Origin of the sequence: Pyxidicoccus fallax (assembly GCF_012933655.1) — a bacterium.
Lineage (GTDB): Bacteria > Myxococcota > Myxococcia > Myxococcales > Myxococcaceae > Myxococcus > Myxococcus fallax.
Genome location: NZ_JABBJJ010000112.1, coordinates 1 through 21,119, shown reverse-complemented (window position 1 = coordinate 21,119; position 21,119 = coordinate 1). Strand labels below are relative to the sequence as shown.

The window sequence follows — 21,119 nt, the reverse complement described above, 5'->3', positions numbered from 1 at the left end:
GCCACTCGACGATGGAGGGTTGGATGAAAGCGAAGATTCTGGCGGGCGCCGTCGCGGCGCTCATGTACGGCACGGCGGCCATGGCGGCTGAGGGGGATTGCCCGCCTTCCCAGGCATCGAAGGACACGCCCGTGCAGGGCACGATGATGGCCCAGGCACCGCAGGGCGAGATGCCGATGGACGACGTGCAGCAGGAGGAGGACGTCATCATCGAGACCGAGCCCGTGCCCGGCTCCACCGGCGCCGCGCAGGACCCGCTGCTCGAGGAGGGAGTCGGTGGCAGCGGAGACGTGGGACAGGACCCGAGCATGGGCGTCCAGGAGCCGGGCATCGGCGGCAGCGGCCAGCAGGGACAGGGTGAGGTCCTCCTGCGCTGCGAGCCGGTGAACCAGGGCACGGGCGGCAGCGGCATCATGCCCGCTCCCGCTCCCGCTCCTGCTCCCGCTCCGGACCTGAGCCAGGAGCCGCAGTCGCAGGCGCTGCCCCAGGATGACGCCACCGGTGGGAGCGGCATCGCCACGCCGCCTCCGTCCGACTTCCGCCCCACGGCGGAGGCCGCGGAGCCCATCGAGCCGCTGGAGATCGAGGAGAAGGACAAGAACGACACGCGCGGCCTGACCCTGCTGGTCGGCGGCGGCGTGGAGGGCTACACCGGTGAGCTGGCGCCGCGGATCAACCCCGGCGCCACGGCGGGTGTGCGCGCGTCCCTGAAGCCTTCCACGGTGCTCGGCCTCGAGCTGGGCTACAGCGGCGCGCTCAACAACATCGACCTCCCCGTCGCTGGCGGCGCGGTGGACGGCCCGGACCTCATCCGCAACGGCGGCAGCGCGGTGGTGACGCTGGGCCTGTTCTCCACCCCCTGGCACCCGTACGTGCTCGGCGGCATCGGCATCAACGACTACAACTTCCGCGGTGGTGAGTCGCTCGGCTACACCGACGACACCGTGGGCAGCGTGCCGGCGGGCGTGGGCTTCCGCGGCCACGTCGGTAACTTCACCGTGGACGCGCGCGCCAACTACAACTTCCTCTTCGACAAGGAGTTCGCTACCGGCATCGAGGAGGGCGGCGGCGACTTCAACGAGGGCGGCAGCTACCAGGGCACCCTGAGCGTCGGCGGTACGTTCTAAGACCGCCTTGCGCGAGGCATGCTCGGAAGTCGGGTTGAGGCGGCGGCGCGGTGCCCGGTAGCGGACGGGCTCCGCGCCGTCGTGTTTTTCCGGTGCGGCGCGGGCGGGACAGGCGCGTTAAGGTGTTCCATTCCAGCGGAAGTCCCGACTGAGGAGAGGTGAATGAGCCTGAAGGTGGAAGACGTGAAGGTGGGCACCGGCGCGGAGGCGACGGCCGGCAAGTCCGTCACCGTGCACTACGTGGGGACGCTGACCAGCGGCTCCAAGTTCGACAGCAGCCGTGACCGGGGCCAGGGCTTCACCTTCCGGCTCGGCGCGGGCCAGGTCATTGAAGGCTGGGACAAGGGTGTCGCCGGCATGAAGGTGGGCGGTGTGCGCAAGCTCACCATCCCCCCGGAGATGGGCTACGGCGCCCGGGGCTTCCCGCCCGTCATCCCCCCCAACTCCACCCTCCTGTTCGAGGTGGAGCTGCTGGAAGTCCGCTAGAGGAAAGCGAGGAGCGACATGGCGGCGGTGGAAATCACGAAGGACAACTTCAAGGAGACGGTGTCCAAGGAAGGCATCGTCATCCTGGACTGGTGGGCGGCGTGGTGCGGTCCGTGCCGCGCTTTCGCGCCCACCTTCGAGGCGGCGTCCAACAAGCACGCGGACATCGTCTTCGGGAAGATTGATACGGACGCGCAGCCGGAGCTGTCCGGCGCGTTCGAGATTCGCTCCATCCCGACGCTGATGGTCTTCCGGGACGGCATCCTCCTGTTCGAGCAGGCCGGAGCGCTGCCCGCGGCGGCGCTGGAGGACCTGGTCAAGCAGGTGCGCGCCCTGGACATGGAGCAGGTGAAGAAGGAAGTCGCGCAGCGCCGCGCCAGCGAGCCGCCCCAGGCCTGAGGGCGACCCGCGCTCCGAGACGTCTCGCGCCTTCTTCCGCGGTGGCCGGGCTCCTTCGTGGAAGCCCGGCCGCCGTGGGAGTTCACCACTTCACGAGCAGCGTGAAGCTCGCGTAGGGCGGCTCGCCGGACTCCAGCTCCACCTGGAAGTCCAGGCCCGGGTTCGCCTTGCGCAGGCCGGCCAGCGTCATCGCGCGCGTCCACGCGGGGCCGAAGTACTCGTCCCGGAAGGTGAGGCGCGCCGAGCGGTCCGACACGCGCTCGTACTCCCGCTCGCCGAAGTTGGACGTGGCGCCGGCCATGCCCTGCGTCAGCGACAGGCCCTCGTTCGGGTCCTTGCCGGCCACGGACAGCACCATCTCCCCCATGGGGGCGGAGAAGATGAGGTTGGCGGCATGGAGGGACACCTTCTCCACCGCGTCCCCGTACGGCAGGCCGGTGGCCGTCAGGGCGGAGGCGCCCCGGTGGAGGGCCTCCATGTAGTCGCGCGCGGGGCGGAAGGGCGGCGCGTTGCGCGGGGCGGGGCCCTGCCTCGGGGCGGCCCCCTCCAGTGGGGCGCCCGTGAGCGTCGCAATGCTCTCGAGGAGGCTCTGCATGAAGAGGTCGAGCACGGTGTGCTCGGGCTGGCACAGGGCCAGGCGGGCTTGCAGGTGCTGCGGAGAGTCCATGGTGCGGTCCTGGGGGGCCGGAGGCCCGGTGGCTGGTGCCCTATCTACCCCACCGCGCCTGCGGCAGGGGAGCAGACAGCGAGGCGGGGGCGGGAATGTCCCTGGGCGTGGAACGCCTGAGGGACGCGTGCTGTTCGTGACAAGGTGCCCTCGAACCTCTCCCGGCTCTGCGAAGCCTCCGAAGCCCTCTTCGAAGTGGAGCCACCGCGCGCGCGCATTCTCGTGGTGGACGACGTCCCGGCCAACCTGCTGGCCTTCCAGGCCATCCTCGAGCCGCTCGGGCAGGAGGTGGTGACGGCCCGCTCGGGTGAGGAGGCGCTGAGGGAGCTGCTGCGCGGGGACTTCGCCTGCATCCTGATGGACGTGCAGATGCCGGGGCTGGACGGTCTGGAGACGGCCGCCCTCATCCGCTCCCGTGAGCGGACGAAGCACCTGCCCATCCTCTTCATCACCGCTCTCAGCCGGGAGACGGCCTACGTCACGCGGGGCTACGCGCAGGGCGCGGTGGACTACCTGCTCAAGCCGGTGGACCCGGACATCCTGCGCGCCAAGGTGCGGGTGTTCGTGGACCTGTACGTGCGCGGCGAGGTGGTGAAGCGCCAGGCGCTGGAGCTGGCGGCGCGGCGGCGCGCGGAGGAGGAGCTGCAGCGCGCGGCGGAGCTGGGCCAGCAGCTGGTGGGCATCGTGGGGCACGACATCCGCACGCCCCTGTCCGTCATCCTCACCGCGGCGAAGGGGCAGCTCGCCTCCAACCCGCTGGCGCCCGAGCAGCGCAAGGCCTTCGAGCGGGTGCACCGGGGCGGCGAGCGCATCCAGCGCATCGTGGACCTGCTGCTGGACTTCACCCGCGCCCGGCTGGGCGGGGGCATCCCCATCACCCCGCGTGCCGGGGACCTGAACGACCTGTGCGCCCGGGTGGTGGACGAGCTCAACGTGACGCGCCCGGGGCGGCTCATCCAGTGTGACTTCGCGCGAGACAGCCTGCACGGCACGTGGGACTTGGAGCGGATGGCGCAGGTGCTGTCGAACCTCCTCGACAACGCGCTGAAGTACAGCCCGGACGGCTCGCCGGTCCGCCTCTCCACGTGGGAGAAGGGGGATGCCGTCTTCCTGGAGGTCCACAACAGGGGCGAGCCCATCGCGCCGGTGCTGTTGCCGCACCTGTTCGAGCCGTTCCGCCGCGGCGGCGGCACCGAGGCGACCGCGCGGGAGAGCCTGGGGTTGGGCCTCTACATCGCCCACAGCATCGTCCAGGCGCACCATGGCACCCTCCAGGTGCGCTCCAGCGCCGAAGAGGGCACCGCGTTCCGCATCTGCCTGCCGCGCCGCGCGGGCACGGCCCAGCCGAGCCCCTGCGAGGCGCCGAGCGAGGCGGTGGAGCCGCTGTCGCTGACGGCCTGACCCCGGGTGTGGCCGAAGTCCGGCCACGGGGGTCCGTTGGGGTCGAGCCGGCCGCCATCCCCGCTCCGAGCCGCCTCGTCATTCCGGTGAGTCAGCACAGAAAGTCTCCGCCCGGCCCCTACCGGCTCACGTACACACCCGAGGCCCGCGAGCAGTGCCTGCGGCTGCCCTCCCGGCAGCGACGGACCGTGGAGCGCGCGCTGGCGCGGCTCGCGGGCACGGTGGGCCTGCGCCAGTGGGTGAGCCCGGTGGAGGCGCAGGAGGAGTTCCAGGTCTGCTTCTCCCAGACGCTCATCACCTACGAGCTGGACCCGGCGCTCCGCTCACTGGTGGTGAAGCGGCTGGTGTCGGAGGACTAGCGGGCCCTCACTTCACGACGGTGCACACCCCGCCGCCGTTGAGGTGCGCCTGGTCGACGATGCTCTGGGTGATGAACTCCTGGAGCGTGCGCACGTCATACGCGCCGGGAAGGTAGACGACGGGCTGGCCCTGGGCGTCCTTCAGCTCCTGGCCGTCTCGGCCGCGCAGGTCCGTGAGCTGCTGCGAGGCGAGGCCCTCGGGGGTGATGACTCCGTCGGAGCCGGCGGTGGCGGCGATGGCGTCGAAGCGCAGCTGCACGCCTTTGTGGGTGCCCAGCCGGTCATAGAACATGTGCTCGGCGTGGATGGTGACCTCGGCCTCGGCCACGGACGCCTCCGGCACGACGATGCCCTGGGTGCCGTCCACGCCATTGATGCAGTCCTTCATGAGCGCATCGACGGGGAAGCCCATGCGGAAGGTGAGCACGCCCACGCCGGCCTTCACCGCGCGCCCCTCCACGAAGTAGCTGAAGCCGCGCTCGCGCATCATCGCCAGGTCGTCCGCGGACACCTGGCCATCCGCCAGCTCGGTGCGCGCCTCGGGCGGGCTCACCCGGAAGCCCACGTCCCAGCGGCCCGCCGGCAGTCCCTTCAGCTCCGCCAGGGGGATGTCGCCCTTCTGCACGTCCACCAGCACGTGCCGGTCGCTCGTGTGCACCTCGCCCGACGCGGAGGTGAGGGTGAAGTCTCCCAGTGACACGAGGTACCGGTTGAACTGCACGGACCAGCCGTCCTGGAAGAGCGTGTCCGGCAGCCCGCGCTGCGTGCCGTCACCGCCGCTCATCGTCACCGTCACGTCGCCGGTGGCCACGTTGTCGCAGGCCGTGCCCACGAGCATCGACGCCACCAACGCCACGCACCACCCCAGCCGGGAATTCCGCCGCGAATTCATCATGCAACCACTAAGTAAATGCAACATGGTTGCGAGTCAATCCGGGCGTGGTGTATCAGATGCTCGGACGCCTCCCGGGAGGCCCGGGCTCGCTCGTTCGGCCCCGGGGTTCCGGCGACCCTGGCCGTCCTGAGTGAGGTCATCACCCGTGTGGATTCCGACTCTGGTGCTCTGCGTGCTGAGCGCCACGGCCGAAGTGCCGGTGACGCCGCCCGTCCCGCTGGAGGCGCCGCCGCCAGTGCTGCCCGCGCACGTCCCGCCTCCGGAGATTCCCGCCACCGTCCTCCTGCGCGTCACCATCGACACGGCGGGTGAGGTGTCGCACGTGGAGGTGCGGCAGACGGCGGGCGTGCACTTCGATCGCGCCGCCATGGCCGCCGCCGTGAAGTGGCGGTTCCAGCCCGCCCGGCGCGGAGACGTTCCCATCGAGGTGCGGGTGGATGTGCCCGTTACCTTCGTGCCGCCAGTGCATGGGCACCACCTGGAGACGGTGGAGGCGTCGGGGCATGGGCCTCCGGGTGGGGGCGCGGAGATGGAGGCGCCGCCCCCCGCTTCGGACGCACCGGTGATGGATGGAGGCACGGCCCCGGCGGTGGCGGAGGCGGCTCCGGATGCGGGGGCCTCGGGTCCGCCGTCCTTCTCCACCACGGTGCGCGGCGTGGCGAGCGCGCCGCCTCCGGTGGCGGTGGGGGACTTCCACATCCCGGTGGGGCAGCTCGCGGACGTGCCGCGCCGCTCGGCGTCGGAGCTGATGCTGCTGGCGCCCGGCGTCATGCTGGCCAACCACGGCGGCGAGGGCCACGCGGAGACCATCTTCATCCGGGGCATGGACGCGGGCGAGGGCAAGGACGTGGAGCTGCGCCTCAATGGCGTGCCCCTCAACGAGGTCTCCCACGCGCACGGCCACGGCTACGCGGACACCTACTTCATCATCCCGGAGCTGGTGGAGTCCCTGCGCGTCACCGAAGGCCCGTATGACCCGTCCCAGGGAGACTTCGCCGTGGCGGGCACCGTGGAGTACCAGCTCGGACTGGCGCGACGTGGCCTCATGGCCTCCGCCAGCTATGGCAGCTTCGCCACGCGTCGGCTGGCGCTGGTGTGGGGCCCGCCCGAGGCCAGCGAGGCCACCTTCGTGGGACTCCTGCTGCGGCAGGGGCATGGCTTCGGCCCCAACCGCGCGCACTCCAACGCGGGCGCCATGGCGCAGGTGGAGCTGCGGCTGGGAGACGAGACGCGGCTGCGCCTGTTCGGCACCAGCTACGGGGCGCGCTTCTCGTCGGCGGGCGTGGTGCGGGAGACGGACGTGGTGGACTCGCGGCTGCCGTGTGACACCGACCCGGACTCGCAGTTCTTCTGTCTCTACGACCCCAACCAGGGCGGCGCGAGCCAGCGCCACATCCTCTCCGCTGAGCTCCAGTCGCGCCTGAAGCGCGGCGGGCGCTTCGTGCAGCAGGGGTACGTCGTCCTCCGGCAGACGCGCATCCGCGACAACTTCACGGGCTTCCTGCAGGACACGCCGCCCGGTGAAGAGGCGCAGCGCGGGGACAACACGGAGGGCTACTACCGGGGCTCCACCGTGGGCCTGCGGGGCCGCTACACGCCGGGAATCACGCTGCTCGGCCAGCCGCAGCCGCTGGAATTGGGCTACGTGGCCCGCTTCGACGACGTGCGCACGCGCTCGCGCCGCCTGCGGGACAGCGGCGGGGCGCCGTACACCACCCTGTTCGACAACCAGGTGCGCACCACGCATCTGGGCGCGTATGCCTCGCTGCGCGCGGCCCCTCGCCCGTGGCTCACCCTGCGCGGCGGCGTGCGGCTGGACACCTTCCTCTTCGGCGTGGACGACGAGAACCGGCCCACGTCAGACCGCGACGGCCCGCGCATCCCCGAGGAGTCCCTGGAGGCGTATGGCTTCTTCGCCAGCCCGCGCGCCAGCGCGGAGGTGCGGCTGTCGCCCCGGCTCACGTGGCTCACCAGCGTGGGCCTGGGCGCGCGCTCCAGTGACGCGGCGGCGCTGTCGGACGCGGAGCTGGCGCCGTACGCGCGCGTCGCCTCCGGTGAGACGGGACTGGGCTGGCGGCTGGAGGGCGAGGGCCGGCCGTACACGCTGGAGGCCCGTGGCGCCTTCTTCGCCACGCGCGTGTCGCAGGACTTCGTGTTCGACGAGAAGCTCGGCCGCAACCAGCCCATCGGCGCCTCGCAGCGGCTGGGCGCCTTCATCAGCGCGCGCGGGACGTGGGCGGAGCGCCTGGACGTGCAGGCGTCCGTTGCCTGGGCGAAGGCCACGCTGCCGGTGCCGGGTGCGTCCGCGTGGAAGCTGTGGGACGGCACGGTGATGCCGTACATCCCCCAGCTGCTGGGACGGCTCGACGCGTCGCTGCGGGGCACCGCCGGGGTGGCCGGAGAGCAGCTGGGGTGGAGCCTGGGGTTGGGCCACAGCGCCATCGGGCCCAAGCCCCTGCCGCTGGACCGCTACAGCGAGTCCATCTTCCTCTTCGACGTGGGCGCGCGTGCCCGCTGGAAGGCGATGGAGCTGGGCCTCGCGGTGGAGAACCTGCTGGACACGCGCTGGCGCGAGTCCGAGTTCAACTACGTCTCCAACTTCCGCGGACCGGACGCGCCCGCGTCGCTGCTGGCCACGCGGCACTTCTCGGCCGGTGCGCCGCGCACCTTCACGGGCACCCTCACCGTGTACCTGGACCTCCAGGAGGAGGACTCGCCATGACGTCCGCGCTGCGCAGCACCCGCCGCGCCTTCACGCTGATGCTGGGCTCGGCGCTCGTTGGAGGCGTCTCCGCTTGCGGCCTGTCCGGCACCGGAGGCCGCGCCATCACCTTCCGCATGGGCCTGCGTACCGCGCTCGCGCCGGGCGAGACGGTGCCCGGCGAGTTCACCACCGATACCGGCTGGCGCGTGCGCCTGTCCTCGGGGTTGATGGTGCTCGGCCCTATCTACCTGTTCGAGAACGCGTCGCCGCTCCAGGCGCAGGCCGCCGCGCCACGGGTGTTCCAGCGGCTGGGTGAGTGGCTCCTGCCCACGGCGCGGGCGCATGAAGGGGACTTCTTCTCCGGCGGCCGCGTGCTGGGCGAGTGGGACCGCGAGGTGGTGTTCGACCTGATGGCGGGCGGCGAGCCGCGCGTGCTCGGGCGCTCGCCGGGCATCGCGGGCGTGGCGCGCTCCTTCTCACTGCTGCTCCAGCCTCCCTCCAGGGCGCTGGGTGCGGAAGGCGCGGCGCTGCAGGGGCGCTCCGTGGTGCTGGAGGGCGCGGCCTTCCGCCAGGAGCAGCGCGTGCCCTTCCGCGTGGCGCTGGACTTCCCTCCACCGCTGGAGCTGCAGCGCGTGGACTTCGTCCCCATCGAGGCGGACCTGGACGACGAGGGCCTCTTCGTCGTGGAGGTGCAGCCGCACCGCTGGTTCGAGGGCGCGCACTTCGACCGGCTCACGCTGCCGCCCGGCGGGGCCGCCGTGGACATCACCCCCGAGACGCAGGTGCACCGCGCCCTCTCCGTCAACGTGCGGCGTCACACCGCCTTCGCCGGGACGTGGCAACCCATCGCGTGAGAACTCCGTGAACTGTCTCAGGGGTTGTTTACAGAGAGAAATGTTTCATTCACTCTACGTGATGTCTTGACCGGGGTTCCTGACTCCGCATGAGGGTGGGGTGTCGGGGGCTCCCCTGCACGCGGGGGTGAACATGCAGTCGTCCATGTCGAGCCGTTCCTTCCTCTCGGCCGCGGTCCTGGGCCTGTCGTTGTTCGTCAGCGTGGTGGGCTGTGGTGAGGAGCCCTCCGCGGGCGAGGAGTCCGACTTCCTCGGGCAGAGTGAGAGCCCCTTGTGGACGGCCTTCACGTCGGAGGAGTCCCCTCCGGTGAGCTGTATCGGCGCGCGCCTGGTCGCGGGCGTCGCCTGTACCGGGCGCTTCTGCGACAACGTCGCCATCGACTGCGTGGCGCTGAGTGGCCTCGTGCTCAGGTCCTCCAGCTCCTCCACGCCCTTCTTCTCGGAGGAGGGGACCCACGAGGGCGTCTGCTCCGGCAACGAGTGGATGGTGGGCCTCCAGTGCCATGGCGACTTCTGCGACAACATCAGCCTCCGGTGCCAGGATACGAACATGAGGCCCGTCGACTGCATGTGGACGACCAACCAGATGTCCGAGGAGAACAGCCCCTTCCAGGTGGGCAGCATCGGCCGTCCCGGCTTCTTCATCCGGGGCATGCGGTGCTTTGGTTCCAACTGCGACAACAAGACGTTCAACATCTGCCGCCCGGTCGTGGCGGGTTGAGGGCTCTGCTCAAGCCCCCGCGGCGGCCCGTTTGACGGGCTCGAAGCGGAGGGGCAGGCTCGCGGGGCCCAGCACGTTGAGCGCCTTGCGCGGGGCCCAGGGCTCCGCGCTCGCGAGGCGGACGTCCTTCAGGTGCTCCAGGAGATCCGGTAGGGCGACGCGGGCCTCCAGCCGCGAGAGCGCCGCGCCCAGGCAGTAGTGGAGGCCGTGCCCGAAGGCGATGTGCGGGTTCGGGTCGCGGGTGATGTCGAAGCGCTCCGCGTCCTCGAACTTCGTCGCGTCACGGTTCGCGGAGCCCACCATCACCAGCACGAGCTTCCCGGAGGGGATGCGCTGGCCGCGCAGCTCCACCTCCGTGCGTGTCGTGCGGTACACCATCTGCGCGGGTGTGCGGTAGCGCAGCACCTCCTCGATGGCCGAGGGCAACAGCCCGGGCTCCGCCCGCAGGCGCGCGAGCGGGTCCGGGTGCTCCAGCAGGCACAGCATCGCGTTGGCGATGAGGTGGGTGGTCGTCTCCGTGCCGGCCGACAGCAGCAACTGGAAGAAGCCGAGGAACTCGTTCGGCGTCAGCCGCTCGCCGTCCACCTCGGCCTGGACGAGCCGGGTCAGCAGGTCGTCCTTCGGGGCTTCGCGGCGCTGGGAGGCCAGGTCATTGAAGTACGCCCGCATCTCCTCCTTCACCACGGCGTTCTCGCTCAGCGCCCGCGCGGCCTCCTCGCCGCCGGAGACGGTGTAGCTGAGCTTCATGATGACCTCGGCCCAGTGCATGAACCGCTGGCGGTCCGCGACGGGGATGCCCAGCAGCTCTGCAATCACGATCATCGGCAGCGGAGACGCGTAGTCCGCGACGAGGTCCAGCTCTCCACGCTCCAGCACCGGGGCCAGCAGCTCGCGAGACAACTCCCGGACGCGGGGCTCCAGGCTCGCGATGGAGCGCGGAGTGAAGGCCCGCATGATGATTCCCCGCAGCTTCGAGTGCCGCGGCGGGTCCGTGAAGACGAGCCAGTCGGGCGCCTTGCCCGTGGGTGTCTCCACCACGGAGCTGAAGGCCTCGTGGTCGTTCAGCGCCCGCTTCACGCTGTCGTAGTCGAAGAGCAGCCACATGTCCGCGTTCGGCTCGTGGAGCACGGGGAAGTCGCTCCGGGCCCGGGCGAACAGGGGATACGGGTCCCTCCGCATCTCGTCGGTGAGAAAGTCCAGCATGGCCATGACCTCCGTGCCGCTTGTTACGGGTGGGAAGACTTCGGAGCGAAGGCGCGCAGGACGGCGTCGACGACGCCTCGCGCGAGCCGCTCGTCAACGGGGCCTCCGGTGATGAGGAAGCGGTAGAACAGCGGGCCGCCGAGCAGGTCGAGCGCGAGGTCCAGGTCGAGGCCCTTCTGGAGCTCACCTCGCGCCACGCCGCGCTCCAGCACCTTCCGGAGCGCCTCGCGCCGCACGCCGACGAAGCCCGTGCGGATGGTGCTCGCGATGAGCTCGCTCCGGGCCATGGCCGCGACGAAGCCGGACAGCAGGGCGCCCGTCGACGGGTCCCGGTACATGCCCAGGGCGTCACGCATCATCTTGCGCAGGTCGCCCTCGGTGCTCCCCGTGTCCGGTACGGGGATGGCGCGCATGATGCGTTCAATCGCCTCGGCCGCGAGCGCCTCCTTCGTTGTCCACCGGCGGTACACCGTCGCCTTGCCGACGCCGGCCCGCGCCGCGATGGCGTCCATGGTGAGCGCGTCGTAGCCCACCTCGCGGATGAGCTCGATGGCGGCGTCCAGGATGGCGCCGTGCGCCTCCTCGCTCCGGGGGCGGCCCGGGCGGCGGCGGATGTTCGCCTCCGGCTCCGGGACAGGAAGGGCCTCCGGCGCGGAAGCGCTGCTCCGCGCCGGACTCCGGGATACGAGACGACGTCGTTCCATAACTCCACGGTAGAGAGTGGAGTTTCGGAACGCAACCGTATCGAATCAGCCAGGACGGTGGGCGGCTGCCGTCTGTTCAGCAGTGCGCTTCGGTGGAGCGGGTGGGCCCGCTATCGTCCAGGCACTGGAGGACGCATGGCAGCGAAGAATGACGAGAGGCTCCCGATTCGTTGGCGGGGGCAGCAGGTCGGGGTGCTGGTCGGCCCGCGCGTGGACATGTTCTGGCTGTACGGCGGGTGGGAGCCGGCCGCCGGCCCTGTCACGGAGGAATTCCTCTCAGCCATCGAAGCGGGCGATGAGCTTGTGGTCACCGTCGGAGACGCCAATCCGGTTCACATGGTGGTGGCCGCACTCGATGAAGGACATATCGAGCTGAAGAACCAGCCCTCGCTGAATCAGTAGCGGCCCTGGCCAACTGACTCTCCGGGGAGGTATGCCCCCGCGCATGGAGACGGTCACCTACTACATCAGCGACGACGAGCAGGCGTTCCTGGGCCCGTGGCTGAAGGAGCGCGGCATCGCGTTCACGGCGGAGGTGTACGGGGCTCCGCAGAGGCCGCACATCGCCCTCACCTTCGCGGCCGGTGACAGGGCGGTCGTCAAGCAGGGGCTGGAGGCGGTGCGTCCCCAGGTCAAGGCGGCCCAGCCGAAGAACCCGGTCTTCATTGTCTACTTCCACGTGGTGGACGGGGACGAGGACGGCTGGTGCGCGGTGGGCGCGTCCTCGCCGGAGGAGGCGATGCGACTCGCCGGGGAGCAGCTGCCGGAGCTGGACGTCTCGGGCCTCATTGGAGCGTCGCCCGAGTACGAGATTTCCCACGCCATCCCGCTGGAGGAGTACGAGGAGGACCAGGGCAGCCCGCTGGCGACCCGCGACCATCCCAAGGAGGGCACCCTCAAGCTGCTCGAGCTGGGGACGTAGCCCCGGAAGGCTTCAGCCCTTCTCCTCCTGCATCTCGTTCAGGTACGCGATGATGGCGTCCACCTGCGCGTCGTTGAGCATCTCGTCGGTGAAGGCGGGCATGGAGCCCACGCCCTGGCGAATCTGCACGCGCATGGCCGCCGAGGGCAGGGGCTTGTTGTTGATGCTCGGCCCCAGCCCGCCCGAGCCGCCCGGGTGGCACATGTTGCAGTTGCGCATGAAGAGGACGCGCCCCTCCTGCTCCTGCGCGGTGAACTCGCGGGGCGTGCCGAACGCGGGGCCCCGGCGCGAGGGGCCACAGGCCGTGACGGCGCCCAGGGCCAGCACTGCGAGCAGGGCGGTCCTCATGGCTTCGCCTCCGGCGCGGCGCGGGTGATGCGCCACAGCACGCCCGTCTTCTCGAAGGGGATGAAGACGCCCTTCGCCTTCACCAGCATCACCCCGTAGTCCACGACGTAGAGCGCCCGGCCGCTCGGGTCGAAGCGCGCGTCGATGGGACGCTCCAGGCCGCCCTTGTCCAGCTTGGACGCCGGGCCGCCGCTGCCCTTGTCCTTGTTGGCCGCGAAGTCCTCGATGACGCCGTTGGACACGTCCACGCGCACCACCTTGAAGCCCACCGGCGCCATCGTGTCGCCCGTGTCGGGGGACTGGTCGCCGAACTGCGCGACGAAGGCCTCGCCCACGTGGCCGAACTCCGTGCTGCGCGAGAAGTCCAGGCGGTTGGAGGACGAGTGCACGCCGAAGAAGGCCACCGGCTGCGGCGGCGTACCCGGAGGCTCCTGGAGCAGGCGCTTGGGGACGTCGCCGCCGGGCACCTTGAACCACTCCTGGTCCACCGGCTTGCCGCCCGCGAAGTCCGGGAAGCCGTACCACGCGCCCTGCTCCACCTCCCACAGGTGGTCCGCCACGCCGAAGAGGGGCCGGCTGCCGCGCACGTCGTGCCCGTTCTCCGTGACGTACAGCCGCCCGTTGGGCGCGAAGGCCAGGCCGAACGGGTTGCGGAATCCCCAGGCCACCAACTCCGGCGCGGTGGAGCCCGGCACGAGCCGGAACACGGCGCCGCCGCACGGCATGGTGCCCTTGATGACCTGGCCCGGCTTCGTCTCCGTGCCGAAGGGGACGAAGGCGCCCGTCTGGACGGAGCCGGTGTTGGGAGCAAGCGGGTTGTCGCTCGGGTAGTTCACCCCCGCGAGGGTGACGTCGCGGCAGGGCAGGTCATGGAAGGCGGGGTTGCGCTTGAGCCAGCCCATGCTGGCGTTGTCCGGGCCCACGATGCCCGCGTTCGTCGCCGTGCCCACGCTGAAGTAGAGCGCGCCGTCCGGCCCCACCACGGGCCCGTTGGTGTGGTGGTCTCCCAGGCTGGGCAGGTTGGAGACGAGCGGCGTCGCGCGGCCGTCCGGCATCAGGCGCACGATGCGGCCACCGCCCTCCACGCCGCCCTCGGCCACGTAGAAGGCGCCCTGGTGCCAGGTGACGCCCGTCCAGGGCGGATGGTCGCCCCGGGCCACTTCCGTCAGGCGGCCGTCCTTCTCCACGCGCAGGAGACGCGCCTGGGCGAAGTCCTCGCCGTAGCTGTAGCCGGACTCGGTGACGTAGGGCGTTCCGTCGTCGTCGAAGGTGACGCCGGTGGGGTAGGTGAGGCCGGTGGCGACGACCTCGATGCGGTAGCCCTCGGGCAGCGCGACGTCCGCGGGATTCACGCGGCGAGGAGGCTGGAAGTCCGCCGCGGCTCCGCCTCCGCCCGCGAAGAGGCGGAAGCAGCCGGGAAGGAGCAGCAGCGCGCAAGCCGCGAGGAGCGGTCGAGCGAAGGGCAGGAATCGCATACGCGGTCCGACGCTACGGGCCACCCTCCGCCGGGTACAGCGCGGCGGCGGGAGGACGGTTTCCTGCGAGACAGACTGCCTCGCGCGGGTGCCTCCGGCGCGGTCCGGACCGCCCCTCCCCGTGCTGGGAGGCGCGGCCCGGTGCCGGCGCTGTCTGGAGGCTCCCGGCGAGGCGGGGGAGAGGCCAGGGGGCCTCGCGCTACTCCTGCACGGTGAAGCGGATGGTGAGCGGCACGCCGCCCACGCCTTCCGCCTCGTGGTCGCTGAAGGGCGTGGCCGTCAGCACGTGCGTGCCGGGGGTGAATTTGAAGGGGTTGTAGTCCACCAGCAGGTTGTCCCCGGCGAGGGCATAGGGCGGCGCGTTCTCGATTTGCACCGTCGCGCCGTCATAGACGAAGCGTACGCTGCCCACGATGTTCTGGAAGGTGTCCGCCCGGAGGGTGAGCGCGGCGTTGCCCAGGTCGCTCAGGTCGATGACGTCGCCGTTGTACACGGTGCGGATGTCCTGGTTCGTGTCCACGTTGACCAGGATGAAGCGGTCCACCCGGCTGACGAAGTTGGGCAGCTTCGGGCTGTTGGAGTCCACCGTGAGCGTGTTGCCTCCCAGCGTGCGCACCTTGAAGCCGGCGAAGGGCTGACCGTTCGGCAGCTTCTCCGGATACAGCCGCACCCAGTCCTGCAGCGTGCGCAGCGCGTACAGCTCGCCCAGGCGCACGGCGTTGTCATGGTCGCTGCGGTAGTGCACGCCCGCGAAGAGCCGGGCGACGCCGACGTTGGAGGCCAGCTTGTCCAGCTCGTCGAACATCATCAGCGTGCCGGCGAACGGCAGCAGCGCCGTGCCATCCGCGTTCACCACCTGCGGGTTGATGACCGGGAAGTCACCGTACAGGGCCTTGATGGCGGTGATGCCCGCGCCGATGTACGTGGAGTGGCCGGACGCATACGCCGGGTGGATGGGGCTGCCCTCCGGGAAGGCCTGGTTGAGCAGGTACGTCCCCTGCGCGCCCAGCCCGCGCTCCAGGTTGCGCTGCGCGTTGCGGGCGAACACCCACGGCAGCACCGGCGAGTTGAGCAGCTCCTGCGGCACCGGGTAGACGCGCGCGCCCGTCAGCGTGTTGTGCACGCGGCCGCCGTACTCCTCCGGGCGCAGCCGGCGGTGCACCTGCCACTTCTGGAACCACTGCCCGCGCAGCGACGTGGTGCCGCTCACCAGCGCCGCCAGCGCCTGGGCGTCGGTGTTGCCGAAGGTGACGAAGGGCTCCTGGTTCTCATAGAAGCGATAGGGGCTGTTCGGGTCGTACGCGCGCGGCGAGGCCTTGGGGTCCGAGTCGTACAGGCCTTTGGGTAGGAAGTCCCCCTGGCGCGCGAGGACGAGCGCCCCGTTGAGGGTGGACTGGATGGGGTAGTCGAAGTGCACCCACTCGGCCAGGTCGCGGCCGTTGCGGATGTAGCGGCGCACGTCGTCCATGTCCTCCAGCGTGTCCACGGGGTCCGCGGGGAGCGCGCCGTTCTGGATGTCGAGCCACTCGTTGTAGGCGGTGACGCGGTCATCCCCCGGGAAGCGCGTCCAGATGCGCTGCTCAATCGGCTGGTGGGCGGTGGGCTCCACGCCCGGGGGCGGCGGGTTGATGTCCGCTTCCTCCGCCAGCGGGCCGCCGCCGAACGGCACCGTCTTCACCAGGAACTGGGAGAGGAAGGGGCCCTGCACCGCGCCGGAGAAGTCGGCGCGGAAGACGGTGGCGGGGGTGACGAAGCCGTTGCCGGCGCGGGCGCCGCGGTAGACGTCCACGTTGCTCAGCGCGTTGGCCGCCGCGGCGATGAGCGGGTTGGCGGCGTACTGGTCGAAGCGCACGTCGCGCACCAGCGACATCCAGTACAGCTCGATCATCTCCCCGGACACGTCGGCGCTGTCGAAGTCCGGCGCCGGGCCCATGGTGATGGCCTGCGCGTCCGCTCCCTCCAGGACGAAGGCGAAGCCGGCCTGCGGGTTGGCCAGCATCCGCTCGCCGCCGAGCACCACCGCCTCGAGCTGGGCGGGGTTGCCCGTGAGCAGCGCCGCCAGCAGCGCGTCGAACTGCACCGGGTCCGGCTCGCCGAGCGCGTCGTGTGGCAGGCCCTTGGAGTACTCGGCGAAGCGGCCGAAGTCCCGCAGGTCCTGGTTGTTGCGGTGGAGCGGCTGGCCCTGGAGGGACTGGAAGTTGGCTGCATTCACCCGGACCTGCCTGGCACGCAGGACCCGGGTGAGGTCATTCACGGCTTGCGCCTGGGCGCCCATGGGCGCCAGGAGCGACAGGACAATGAGAGTGTGGGGAAGTCTCATCGTTGCGTCTCCACGTTTGGGTTTGTGACCTGTCCCCCTCCCGCCGCGCGAACGGGCGTGAATCAGGTGACGCAATTCCTAACGTGAATCCGCTTCTGGACTTGGACTCGGAGTGGAATTTTACAATGCCATGTTTTATTCCAAATATGTCAAACGTCCGATGTCAGACTGAAATGGGTTTGGATTTCGTTGTCCACTGCACGTCGGAGCCGGGTTCTGATGGCTGTAAAACGAGAATCGATCTGCGAGCGATTGTAGCCCTGGATGTCTGGGATATCGGGCCCTCAGCGCCGCTCGTAGACGAAGGTGAACTTCGATGTCGGGAGTTGCGCCGCCGGAACGGGTCCGAAGCCCACCCGCAGGAAGCGCAGCCCGTCCGCGGTCGCGACGAACCGGACCGCGTGGCTGATACCCGAAGCGCAGACAGGGGCGACGGGCTCCTTCGTGAAGGGCACGGGCGTCAGGTCCTCGGTCGTGTCGATGACCTCCACCGGCAGGTCCTGGTTCAGGTAGAGGATGACTTCCTGGTCCGCCTCGCGGTCGGTGGCCACTTCCGTGTAGCCCCGGAAGGACGCGGGGTTGCCCTCCACCGCCGGCAGCGTCACCTCGTAGAAGTGATGGGCCAGGTCCGTCGCGGGGGCCGGGCCCGTCAGGGAGGTGCCCGCGGTGACCACGTCGGGCGCGCTGAGGAAGACGTGCAGGCAGGCATGCTCGAGGTCGGGGTTGCGGCGGCCGGTGGTGAAGTCCAGCCTTCCGTCACCGAGCACGGCATGTGTGGTGTCCAGGGGCTGGCCCGTGGTGCTCCGCAGCCCGGTGAGGTCCAGTGAGTACTGGTTCTCCTGCTCCAGCGCGGGCAGGTCCGCCTCCGGGCGGGGGATGCGCACGGTCAGCGAGAGCCCATCCTCGGACCACGTGCCCGTCAGCGCGCGCGGCGCATTGGCCGGCGTTGTCACGTCCCTGAGCGTCACCTGCGCCGCCGACGTGTCCATGGGCTCGTTGAACTGGAGGGTGACCCCCTTGATGTACTCGACCTCCGTGCCGTCCGGGGTGGGGTGGACCTCCACCGGGATGACCTCGGTGGCGCCCTCGGCGGGAGTGGACGAGACGAGGTGCGGCCTGATGGGCGCCGTCCCGTGCACGGTGAAGTCGAACTGGAAGGGCGCCTCGAGCCGGTTGCCGGCGGCGTCCTCGAAGTCCGCCAGCACGGTGACCTCGACGCGCGCGCCCTCGGGCAGGGGCGCGGCGGGGCGCACCCGGAAGGCGCGCTGCTCCTCCAGCCACTGCGTGTCGCCGAGCGCCCGCTGCTCGCCGTCCACGTCCACGCGCAGGGTGCCCCGGCCGGACTTCATGGGCTCGCTGAAGCGCACGGTGATGGCCGTGTTGGCGGCCACATGGGCCTCGTCCGCGGCCGGGGTGGTGCCCGCCACGGTGGGGGCCACCGTGTCACGCGGCGTGCCCGCGTCCGGGGCGGGAGGGGAGTCGTCATTGTCGCAGCCGGTCAGCGCGAGCGCGGCGCAGGTGGCGAGCAGGGCGGTGGCATGGGCAAGGCGCATCGTCGGTACTTCCTCCAGGCAGGGCGCTGGCGGAGGACCGCCAGCGGGTGAAGCGAAAGCCGTGGCGCCGGAGCGCCCTCGGATGCAGGGGAGGGCGCCCCGGCGCCGCGGGCCCTTGGACCCGCGGTGGATGGTGGCGGACCGGCCCACCCGTCTGGGGCGGGCCGGTCCGTCACGCCCGGGAGGTGGACGGAGGAGTGCTCCGTGGAGGCCGCCTCGCCGGGCCCCGCGGGACGCGGCTCAGCAGTTGAAGACGTTCGGGTCGTTGTCGTTGCAGTCGAAGCGGCGGTTCACGTAGCCGGACGGCGGCTCGCAGGCGGTGAGGACGGAGTTGGTGCTGGTGCCGTAGGTGTCGCCGTCCGCGTCGCGGTACCAGCGGACGGAGTTCTCATCCAGGTACTCCGGCACCAGGCGGACCTGGTTCCCGGTGACGGGGCCCATGCTCAGGATGTACGTGGTGCCCACCGTCAGGTCGTACGTGACGGCCTTGGACAGCCCGCAGCTCGACGTGAAGGTCTGGCTGATGCCGGGGGTCACCACCGTGCCGCCGGACGTCCGCACCGTGAAGCTCGCGGTGGAGGGCGACAGGTAGAACGAGATGGACTCGGTGGTGACGCCCGCGGGGGTGGGCGATACGGCCACGGGAACGAACGTCACCGAACCCTCGGCACCGGACGGCAGGTTCACGGTGTAGTGCGTGTGCCGGGTGCTCACGGCCGGCGCGCTGGTGGTGCGCGTGGCGCTGGCCGTCACGTTCACGTTGTCGCCGCTGGAGTTGTAATGGAAGCACGCGTGCGTGGTCATGCTGGTGTTGGCCACGGACGTGCAGCCGGCGGGGAGCTCCTGCTCCTGCTGCTCGTAGGAGGCCAGCTCGGCCTCTTCCATGGGGCCGCATGCCGCCAGCGACAGACCCAGCAGCGCACCGCAGAGCTTCCAGTTGTTCAGCTTCATGTGGGGGATTCCTTTCGATGCCGCCTTTGTGGCTTCGCGGCGCCCGCATTGATTGATCAAACGCAACTCAGTTGCAATAACGGGCCGGGTTGTTTCATGTATCGTGACCGGCGAAGGCGGCGCGGAGCGCGGGGCTCAGGGCAGGTGTTCGATGACCATGCCCAGCTCGGGCACCGGCGTGGGGCCGATGGTGAGCGTGTACTGGACGCGGTCCGTCAGCTCGTAACCCACCATGTGTTTCAGGGCGTCGCAGTGGTTGTCGGTGGCGCGGGTGCCGGCCGGCTCGACGGTCTTCTGGATGGAGTTCTCCACCAGGGTGATGGGGATGCTCGGGTCGCCGAGGTAGACGACGAAGTTGCCGGTGGCGAAGGCCTTGTAGCTGAAGGTGCCCACGTACTGGCCGCCCTCCGGCCGGAGCTTCACCGTGTAGTACGTGTGGAAGTCATCCACGCGGGGGTTGCGGGTGGTGGAGGCGGTGACGGTGACGAAGGGGCCGTTGGTGACGTGCCAGCAGGCGTGCTCGCCGTTGTCGCCGAAGCTGAAGCCCTCGCTGGGGACGTAGTCCGGGTCCGGCTCGCACGCGAGGCCCTCCACCGTGGCGCGGTAGCCCTTGTTGCAGTGACACCAGTCCCCGGTGGGCTCGCGGTGGATGTGGCCGTTGGGCTCGCAGGGGTCCGTGGACGCGTCGGGATTCTGCGGCTGCGGCTGCGGCGCGGGAGTGGGAGCGGGGTCGTCACCGCCACAGGCGGCGAGCGCCATGGCGCAGGCGGCCACGGCGAGGGCGTGGAGGGAGGAGCGCATGGCCCCTTCCTATCCGGAGGGTCGGCATAAATGCAACAGTGATACAATAGATGGTTCGTGTACAAGACGGGGCCCGGGGCGGAAGTGCCGCCCGCGGGCCCCTTCTCCGGCGGAGCGGCCGGGGTGCTACCGGGAGTGACGGCTACTCCTCGTGGTGGTGACCCGCCTCCTCGATGAGGAGCGTGAACTGGGAGTTGCGCGGGGCGATGGCCTGGAACTGGAGGTGGTACTCCACGCCGGCCTCGAGGTCCGCGACCAGGCCGGTCTTCAGGACGCCGCACACGTCGCCGGGGACGTTGTAGCGGCACTCACGGGCGACCTCGGTGCCGGTGGCGGCCTCGAAGATGCGCAGGCCGCGGTAGCGCGACAGCAGGAAGGCGAACTCGCCGGACTCCTCGGGGATGAAGGCGACGCGGCCGGAGTAGCCGAAGTACTTCGCGGCCGGCAGGGTGATGTTGTAGGCGGTGTGCGGGAGGCTGACGTCCACGAGCACGGGCGCGCCATTGGCGGCGGCGGTGACCGGCTCGAAGGGCCCGAGCTCCGCGTGGATGCACGCGTGCTCGGCGACCTCTTCCAGCTCCACGGGGTCGCAGGCGGGGAGCAGCCCCTGCTCCTGGGTGGTCTGGGCGGCCTCGTCCGCGGGCATCTCGGGGGCCTGCTCGGCGGAGGTGCCGCAGCCGGCGAACAGCGCCGCCGCGCTGGCGGCGAGCAGGGTCTTCTTGAACAGGTGCTGGGTCTGCATGGTGTTTGCTCCTCGTTGGACTGCTGGGGGACTGCCGCTACGACAGGTGTGGAGGCGGGGCCTCAGGGCGCGTCCGGGCGGAGGACGACCCACGAGGCGACGACCTCTCCCGAGGGCATGCGCTCGGGCGGAAGCTGCAGGTGCGAGCCCGCGGCGCCGAGCCGCAGGGACGCGGTGCGCTGGAAGGACGCCTCGAAGGAGTGGGCATCCGGGAAGGTGACGCGCGCGACGCAGCCGGCGGCGAAGCAGCGGGCGGGCTCGGCTCGCACGGGCAGAACCTCTTCGTCCACCCGCGAGCGCCACGTCTCCAGCGCGGCCCTCGCGTCCGCCGTCCAGGGCTCGCTGCTGTCGCCCGTGGCGGCCAGCTCCGCGAGCACGGCGTCGCGGCGTTGCTCGGGCGTGGCGTGCTCGCCGCGGAGCGCCTTCACCAGACGCAGGCGTACTTCCGAAGGCTTGCGGCGCGCGCGCACCGGGACGGCTTCCGGGG

General features: G+C 70.6%; 21 protein-coding genes and 1 pseudogene. 10 read left to right on the top strand and 12 right to left on the bottom strand.

Going from position 1 to position 21,119, the window contains the following annotated elements; genetic code table 11:
• Positions 1-23 precede the first annotated feature (23 nt).
• The 3 genes from HG543_RS23780 (at position 24) to trxA (ending at position 2,012) form a co-directional block, all read left to right on the top strand.
• Positions 24-1,127, top strand: a complete 1,104-nt coding sequence (locus tag HG543_RS23780; RefSeq protein ID WP_169347132.1) for a hypothetical protein — start codon at positions 24-26, stop codon at positions 1,125-1,127.
• A 162-nt stretch (positions 1,128-1,289) separates the two neighbouring features.
• Entirely contained in the window at positions 1,290-1,613 is a 324-nt protein-coding gene (locus HG543_RS23775) for an FKBP-type peptidyl-prolyl cis-trans isomerase (protein WP_169347131.1), read from the top strand.
• 18 nt (positions 1,614-1,631) lie between these two features.
• Entirely contained in the window at positions 1,632-2,012 is a 381-nt protein-coding gene (gene trxA / locus HG543_RS23770; protein ID WP_169347130.1) for a thioredoxin, read from the top strand.
• 82 nt (positions 2,013-2,094) lie between these two features.
• On the opposite strand, the gene HG543_RS23765 is transcribed toward trxA, so the two are convergent.
• Positions 2,095-2,679, bottom strand: a complete 585-nt coding sequence (locus HG543_RS23765) for a TIGR02265 family protein (protein ID WP_169347129.1) — start codon at positions 2,677-2,679, stop codon at positions 2,095-2,097.
• Between the two features lie 144 nt (positions 2,680-2,823).
• Here HG543_RS23765 and HG543_RS56840 point away from each other — a divergent pair, with 144 nt between their 5' ends.
• A complete protein-coding gene (locus tag HG543_RS56840) occupies positions 2,824-4,080 on the top strand; it encodes a response regulator (RefSeq protein WP_169347128.1) in 1,257 nt (418 codons plus the stop codon).
• A gap of 86 nt (positions 4,081-4,166) precedes the next feature.
• On the top strand, positions 4,167-4,439 hold the full coding sequence (locus tag HG543_RS23755) for a hypothetical protein (protein ID WP_169347127.1): 273 nt from the start codon (positions 4,167-4,169) through the stop codon (positions 4,437-4,439).
• 7 nt (positions 4,440-4,446) lie between these two features.
• On the opposite strand, the gene HG543_RS23750 is transcribed toward HG543_RS23755, so the two are convergent.
• Entirely contained in the window at positions 4,447-5,334 is an 888-nt protein-coding gene (locus HG543_RS23750; protein ID WP_439332609.1) for a hypothetical protein, read from the bottom strand.
• Between the two features lie 130 nt (positions 5,335-5,464).
• Here HG543_RS23750 and HG543_RS23745 point away from each other — a divergent pair, with 130 nt between their 5' ends.
• The 3 genes from HG543_RS23745 (at position 5,465) to HG543_RS23735 (ending at position 9,613) form a co-directional block, all read left to right on the top strand.
• A complete protein-coding gene (locus HG543_RS23745; RefSeq protein ID WP_169347125.1) occupies positions 5,465-8,056 on the top strand; it encodes a TonB family protein in 2,592 nt (863 codons plus the stop codon).
• Entirely contained in the window at positions 8,053-8,892 is an 840-nt protein-coding gene (locus tag HG543_RS23740; protein WP_169347124.1) for a hypothetical protein, read from the top strand. Before HG543_RS23745 ends, HG543_RS23740 begins: the two co-directional genes overlap by 4 nt.
• Positions 8,893-9,037: 145 nt before the next feature.
• Positions 9,038-9,613 (top strand): hypothetical protein, encoded by a 576-nt coding sequence (locus HG543_RS23735; RefSeq protein WP_169347123.1) that lies wholly within the window; start codon positions 9,038-9,040, stop codon positions 9,611-9,613.
• Between the two features lie 9 nt (positions 9,614-9,622).
• Here the strand turns inward: HG543_RS23735 and HG543_RS23730 are convergent, their stop codons facing one another.
• On the bottom strand, positions 9,623-10,816 hold the full coding sequence (locus tag HG543_RS23730; RefSeq protein ID WP_169347122.1) for a cytochrome P450: 1,194 nt from the start codon (positions 10,814-10,816) through the stop codon (positions 9,623-9,625).
• 23 nt (positions 10,817-10,839) lie between these two features.
• A complete protein-coding gene (locus tag HG543_RS23725; RefSeq protein WP_169347121.1) occupies positions 10,840-11,520 on the bottom strand; it encodes a TetR/AcrR family transcriptional regulator in 681 nt (226 codons plus the stop codon).
• A gap of 135 nt (positions 11,521-11,655) precedes the next feature.
• Here HG543_RS23725 and HG543_RS23720 point away from each other — a divergent pair, with 135 nt between their 5' ends.
• Together HG543_RS23720 and HG543_RS23715 are read left to right on the top strand one after the other, a co-directional pair.
• On the top strand, positions 11,656-11,922 hold the full coding sequence (locus HG543_RS23720) for a hypothetical protein (RefSeq protein ID WP_169347120.1): 267 nt from the start codon (positions 11,656-11,658) through the stop codon (positions 11,920-11,922).
• A 43-nt stretch (positions 11,923-11,965) separates the two neighbouring features.
• Positions 11,966-12,442 carry a hypothetical protein gene (locus tag HG543_RS23715; RefSeq protein WP_169347119.1) on the top strand — a complete coding sequence of 159 codons (477 nt, stop codon included), beginning with the start codon at positions 11,966-11,968 and terminating at the stop codon, positions 12,440-12,442.
• Between the two features lie 12 nt (positions 12,443-12,454).
• On the opposite strand, the gene HG543_RS23710 is transcribed toward HG543_RS23715, so the two are convergent.
• From HG543_RS23710 to HG543_RS23675, 8 genes and pseudogenes are all read right to left on the bottom strand, one after another.
• Entirely contained in the window at positions 12,455-12,790 is a 336-nt protein-coding gene (locus HG543_RS23710) for a c-type cytochrome (protein WP_169347118.1), read from the bottom strand.
• Positions 12,787-14,265 (bottom strand): PQQ-dependent sugar dehydrogenase, encoded by a 1,479-nt coding sequence (locus HG543_RS23705; protein WP_169347117.1) that lies wholly within the window; start codon positions 14,263-14,265, stop codon positions 12,787-12,789. Before HG543_RS23705 ends, HG543_RS23710 begins: the two co-directional genes overlap by 4 nt.
• A 199-nt stretch (positions 14,266-14,464) precedes the next feature.
• The gene (locus tag HG543_RS23700; protein ID WP_169347116.1) at positions 14,465-16,585 is read right to left on the bottom strand and encodes a phosphatase PAP2 family protein; all 2,121 of its coding nucleotides are present in this window, start codon (positions 16,583-16,585) and stop codon (positions 14,465-14,467) included.
• A gap of 284 nt (positions 16,586-16,869) precedes the next feature.
• Positions 16,870-18,138 (bottom strand): Ig-like domain-containing domain, encoded by a 1,269-nt coding sequence (locus HG543_RS23695; protein WP_169347115.1) that lies wholly within the window; start codon positions 18,136-18,138, stop codon positions 16,870-16,872.
• Between the two features lie 240 nt (positions 18,139-18,378).
• On the bottom strand, positions 18,379-19,089 hold the full coding sequence (locus HG543_RS23690; protein WP_169347114.1) for a hypothetical protein: 711 nt from the start codon (positions 19,087-19,089) through the stop codon (positions 18,379-18,381).
• 135 nt (positions 19,090-19,224) lie between these two features.
• The gene (locus HG543_RS23685; protein ID WP_169347113.1) at positions 19,225-19,890 is read right to left on the bottom strand and encodes a hypothetical protein; all 666 of its coding nucleotides are present in this window, start codon (positions 19,888-19,890) and stop codon (positions 19,225-19,227) included.
• A 142-nt stretch (positions 19,891-20,032) separates the two neighbouring features.
• A complete protein-coding gene (locus HG543_RS23680) occupies positions 20,033-20,632 on the bottom strand; it encodes a hypothetical protein (protein ID WP_169347112.1) in 600 nt (199 codons plus the stop codon).
• A 62-nt stretch (positions 20,633-20,694) separates the two neighbouring features.
• A pseudogene (locus tag HG543_RS23675) lies at positions 20,695-21,119 on the bottom strand (hypothetical protein); the annotation flags it as partial.

Excerpts from the sequence above, each read along its gene's own strand:
- HG543_RS23780 (WP_169347132.1), top strand. The coding sequence starts at position 24 with ATGAAAGCGAAGATTCTGGCGGGCGCCGTCGCGGCGCTCATGTACGGC.
- HG543_RS23775 (WP_169347131.1), top strand. The coding sequence starts at position 1,290 with ATGAGCCTGAAGGTGGAAGACGTGAAGGTGGGCACCGGCGCGGAGGCG.
- trxA (WP_169347130.1), top strand. The coding sequence starts at position 1,632 with ATGGCGGCGGTGGAAATCACGAAGGACAACTTCAAGGAGACGGTGTCC.
- HG543_RS23765 (WP_169347129.1), bottom strand. The coding sequence starts at position 2,679 with ATGGACTCTCCGCAGCACCTGCAAGCCCGCCTGGCCCTGTGCCAGCCC.
- HG543_RS23750 (WP_439332609.1), bottom strand. The coding sequence starts at position 5,334 with ATGATGAATTCGCGGCGGAATTCCCGGCTGGGGTGGTGCGTGGCGTTG.
- HG543_RS23740 (WP_169347124.1), top strand. The coding sequence starts at position 8,053 with ATGACGTCCGCGCTGCGCAGCACCCGCCGCGCCTTCACGCTGATGCTG.
- HG543_RS23735 (WP_169347123.1), top strand. The coding sequence starts at position 9,038 with ATGTCGAGCCGTTCCTTCCTCTCGGCCGCGGTCCTGGGCCTGTCGTTG.
- HG543_RS23730 (WP_169347122.1), bottom strand. The coding sequence starts at position 10,816 with ATGCTGGACTTTCTCACCGACGAGATGCGGAGGGACCCGTATCCCCTG.
- HG543_RS23725 (WP_169347121.1), bottom strand. The coding sequence starts at position 11,520 with ATGGAACGACGTCGTCTCGTATCCCGGAGTCCGGCGCGGAGCAGCGCT.
- HG543_RS23720 (WP_169347120.1), top strand. The coding sequence starts at position 11,656 with ATGGCAGCGAAGAATGACGAGAGGCTCCCGATTCGTTGGCGGGGGCAG.
- HG543_RS23715 (WP_169347119.1), top strand. The coding sequence starts at position 11,966 with ATGGAGACGGTCACCTACTACATCAGCGACGACGAGCAGGCGTTCCTG.
- HG543_RS23710 (WP_169347118.1), bottom strand. The coding sequence starts at position 12,790 with ATGAGGACCGCCCTGCTCGCAGTGCTGGCCCTGGGCGCCGTCACGGCC.
- HG543_RS23705 (WP_169347117.1), bottom strand. The coding sequence starts at position 14,265 with ATGCGATTCCTGCCCTTCGCTCGACCGCTCCTCGCGGCTTGCGCGCTG.
- HG543_RS23700 (WP_169347116.1), bottom strand. The coding sequence starts at position 16,585 with ATGAGACTTCCCCACACTCTCATTGTCCTGTCGCTCCTGGCGCCCATG.
- HG543_RS23695 (WP_169347115.1), bottom strand. The coding sequence starts at position 18,138 with ATGCGCCTTGCCCATGCCACCGCCCTGCTCGCCACCTGCGCCGCGCTC.
- HG543_RS23690 (WP_169347114.1), bottom strand. The coding sequence starts at position 19,089 with ATGAAGCTGAACAACTGGAAGCTCTGCGGTGCGCTGCTGGGTCTGTCG.
- HG543_RS23685 (WP_169347113.1), bottom strand. The coding sequence starts at position 19,890 with ATGCGCTCCTCCCTCCACGCCCTCGCCGTGGCCGCCTGCGCCATGGCG.
- HG543_RS23680 (WP_169347112.1), bottom strand. The coding sequence starts at position 20,632 with ATGCAGACCCAGCACCTGTTCAAGAAGACCCTGCTCGCCGCCAGCGCG.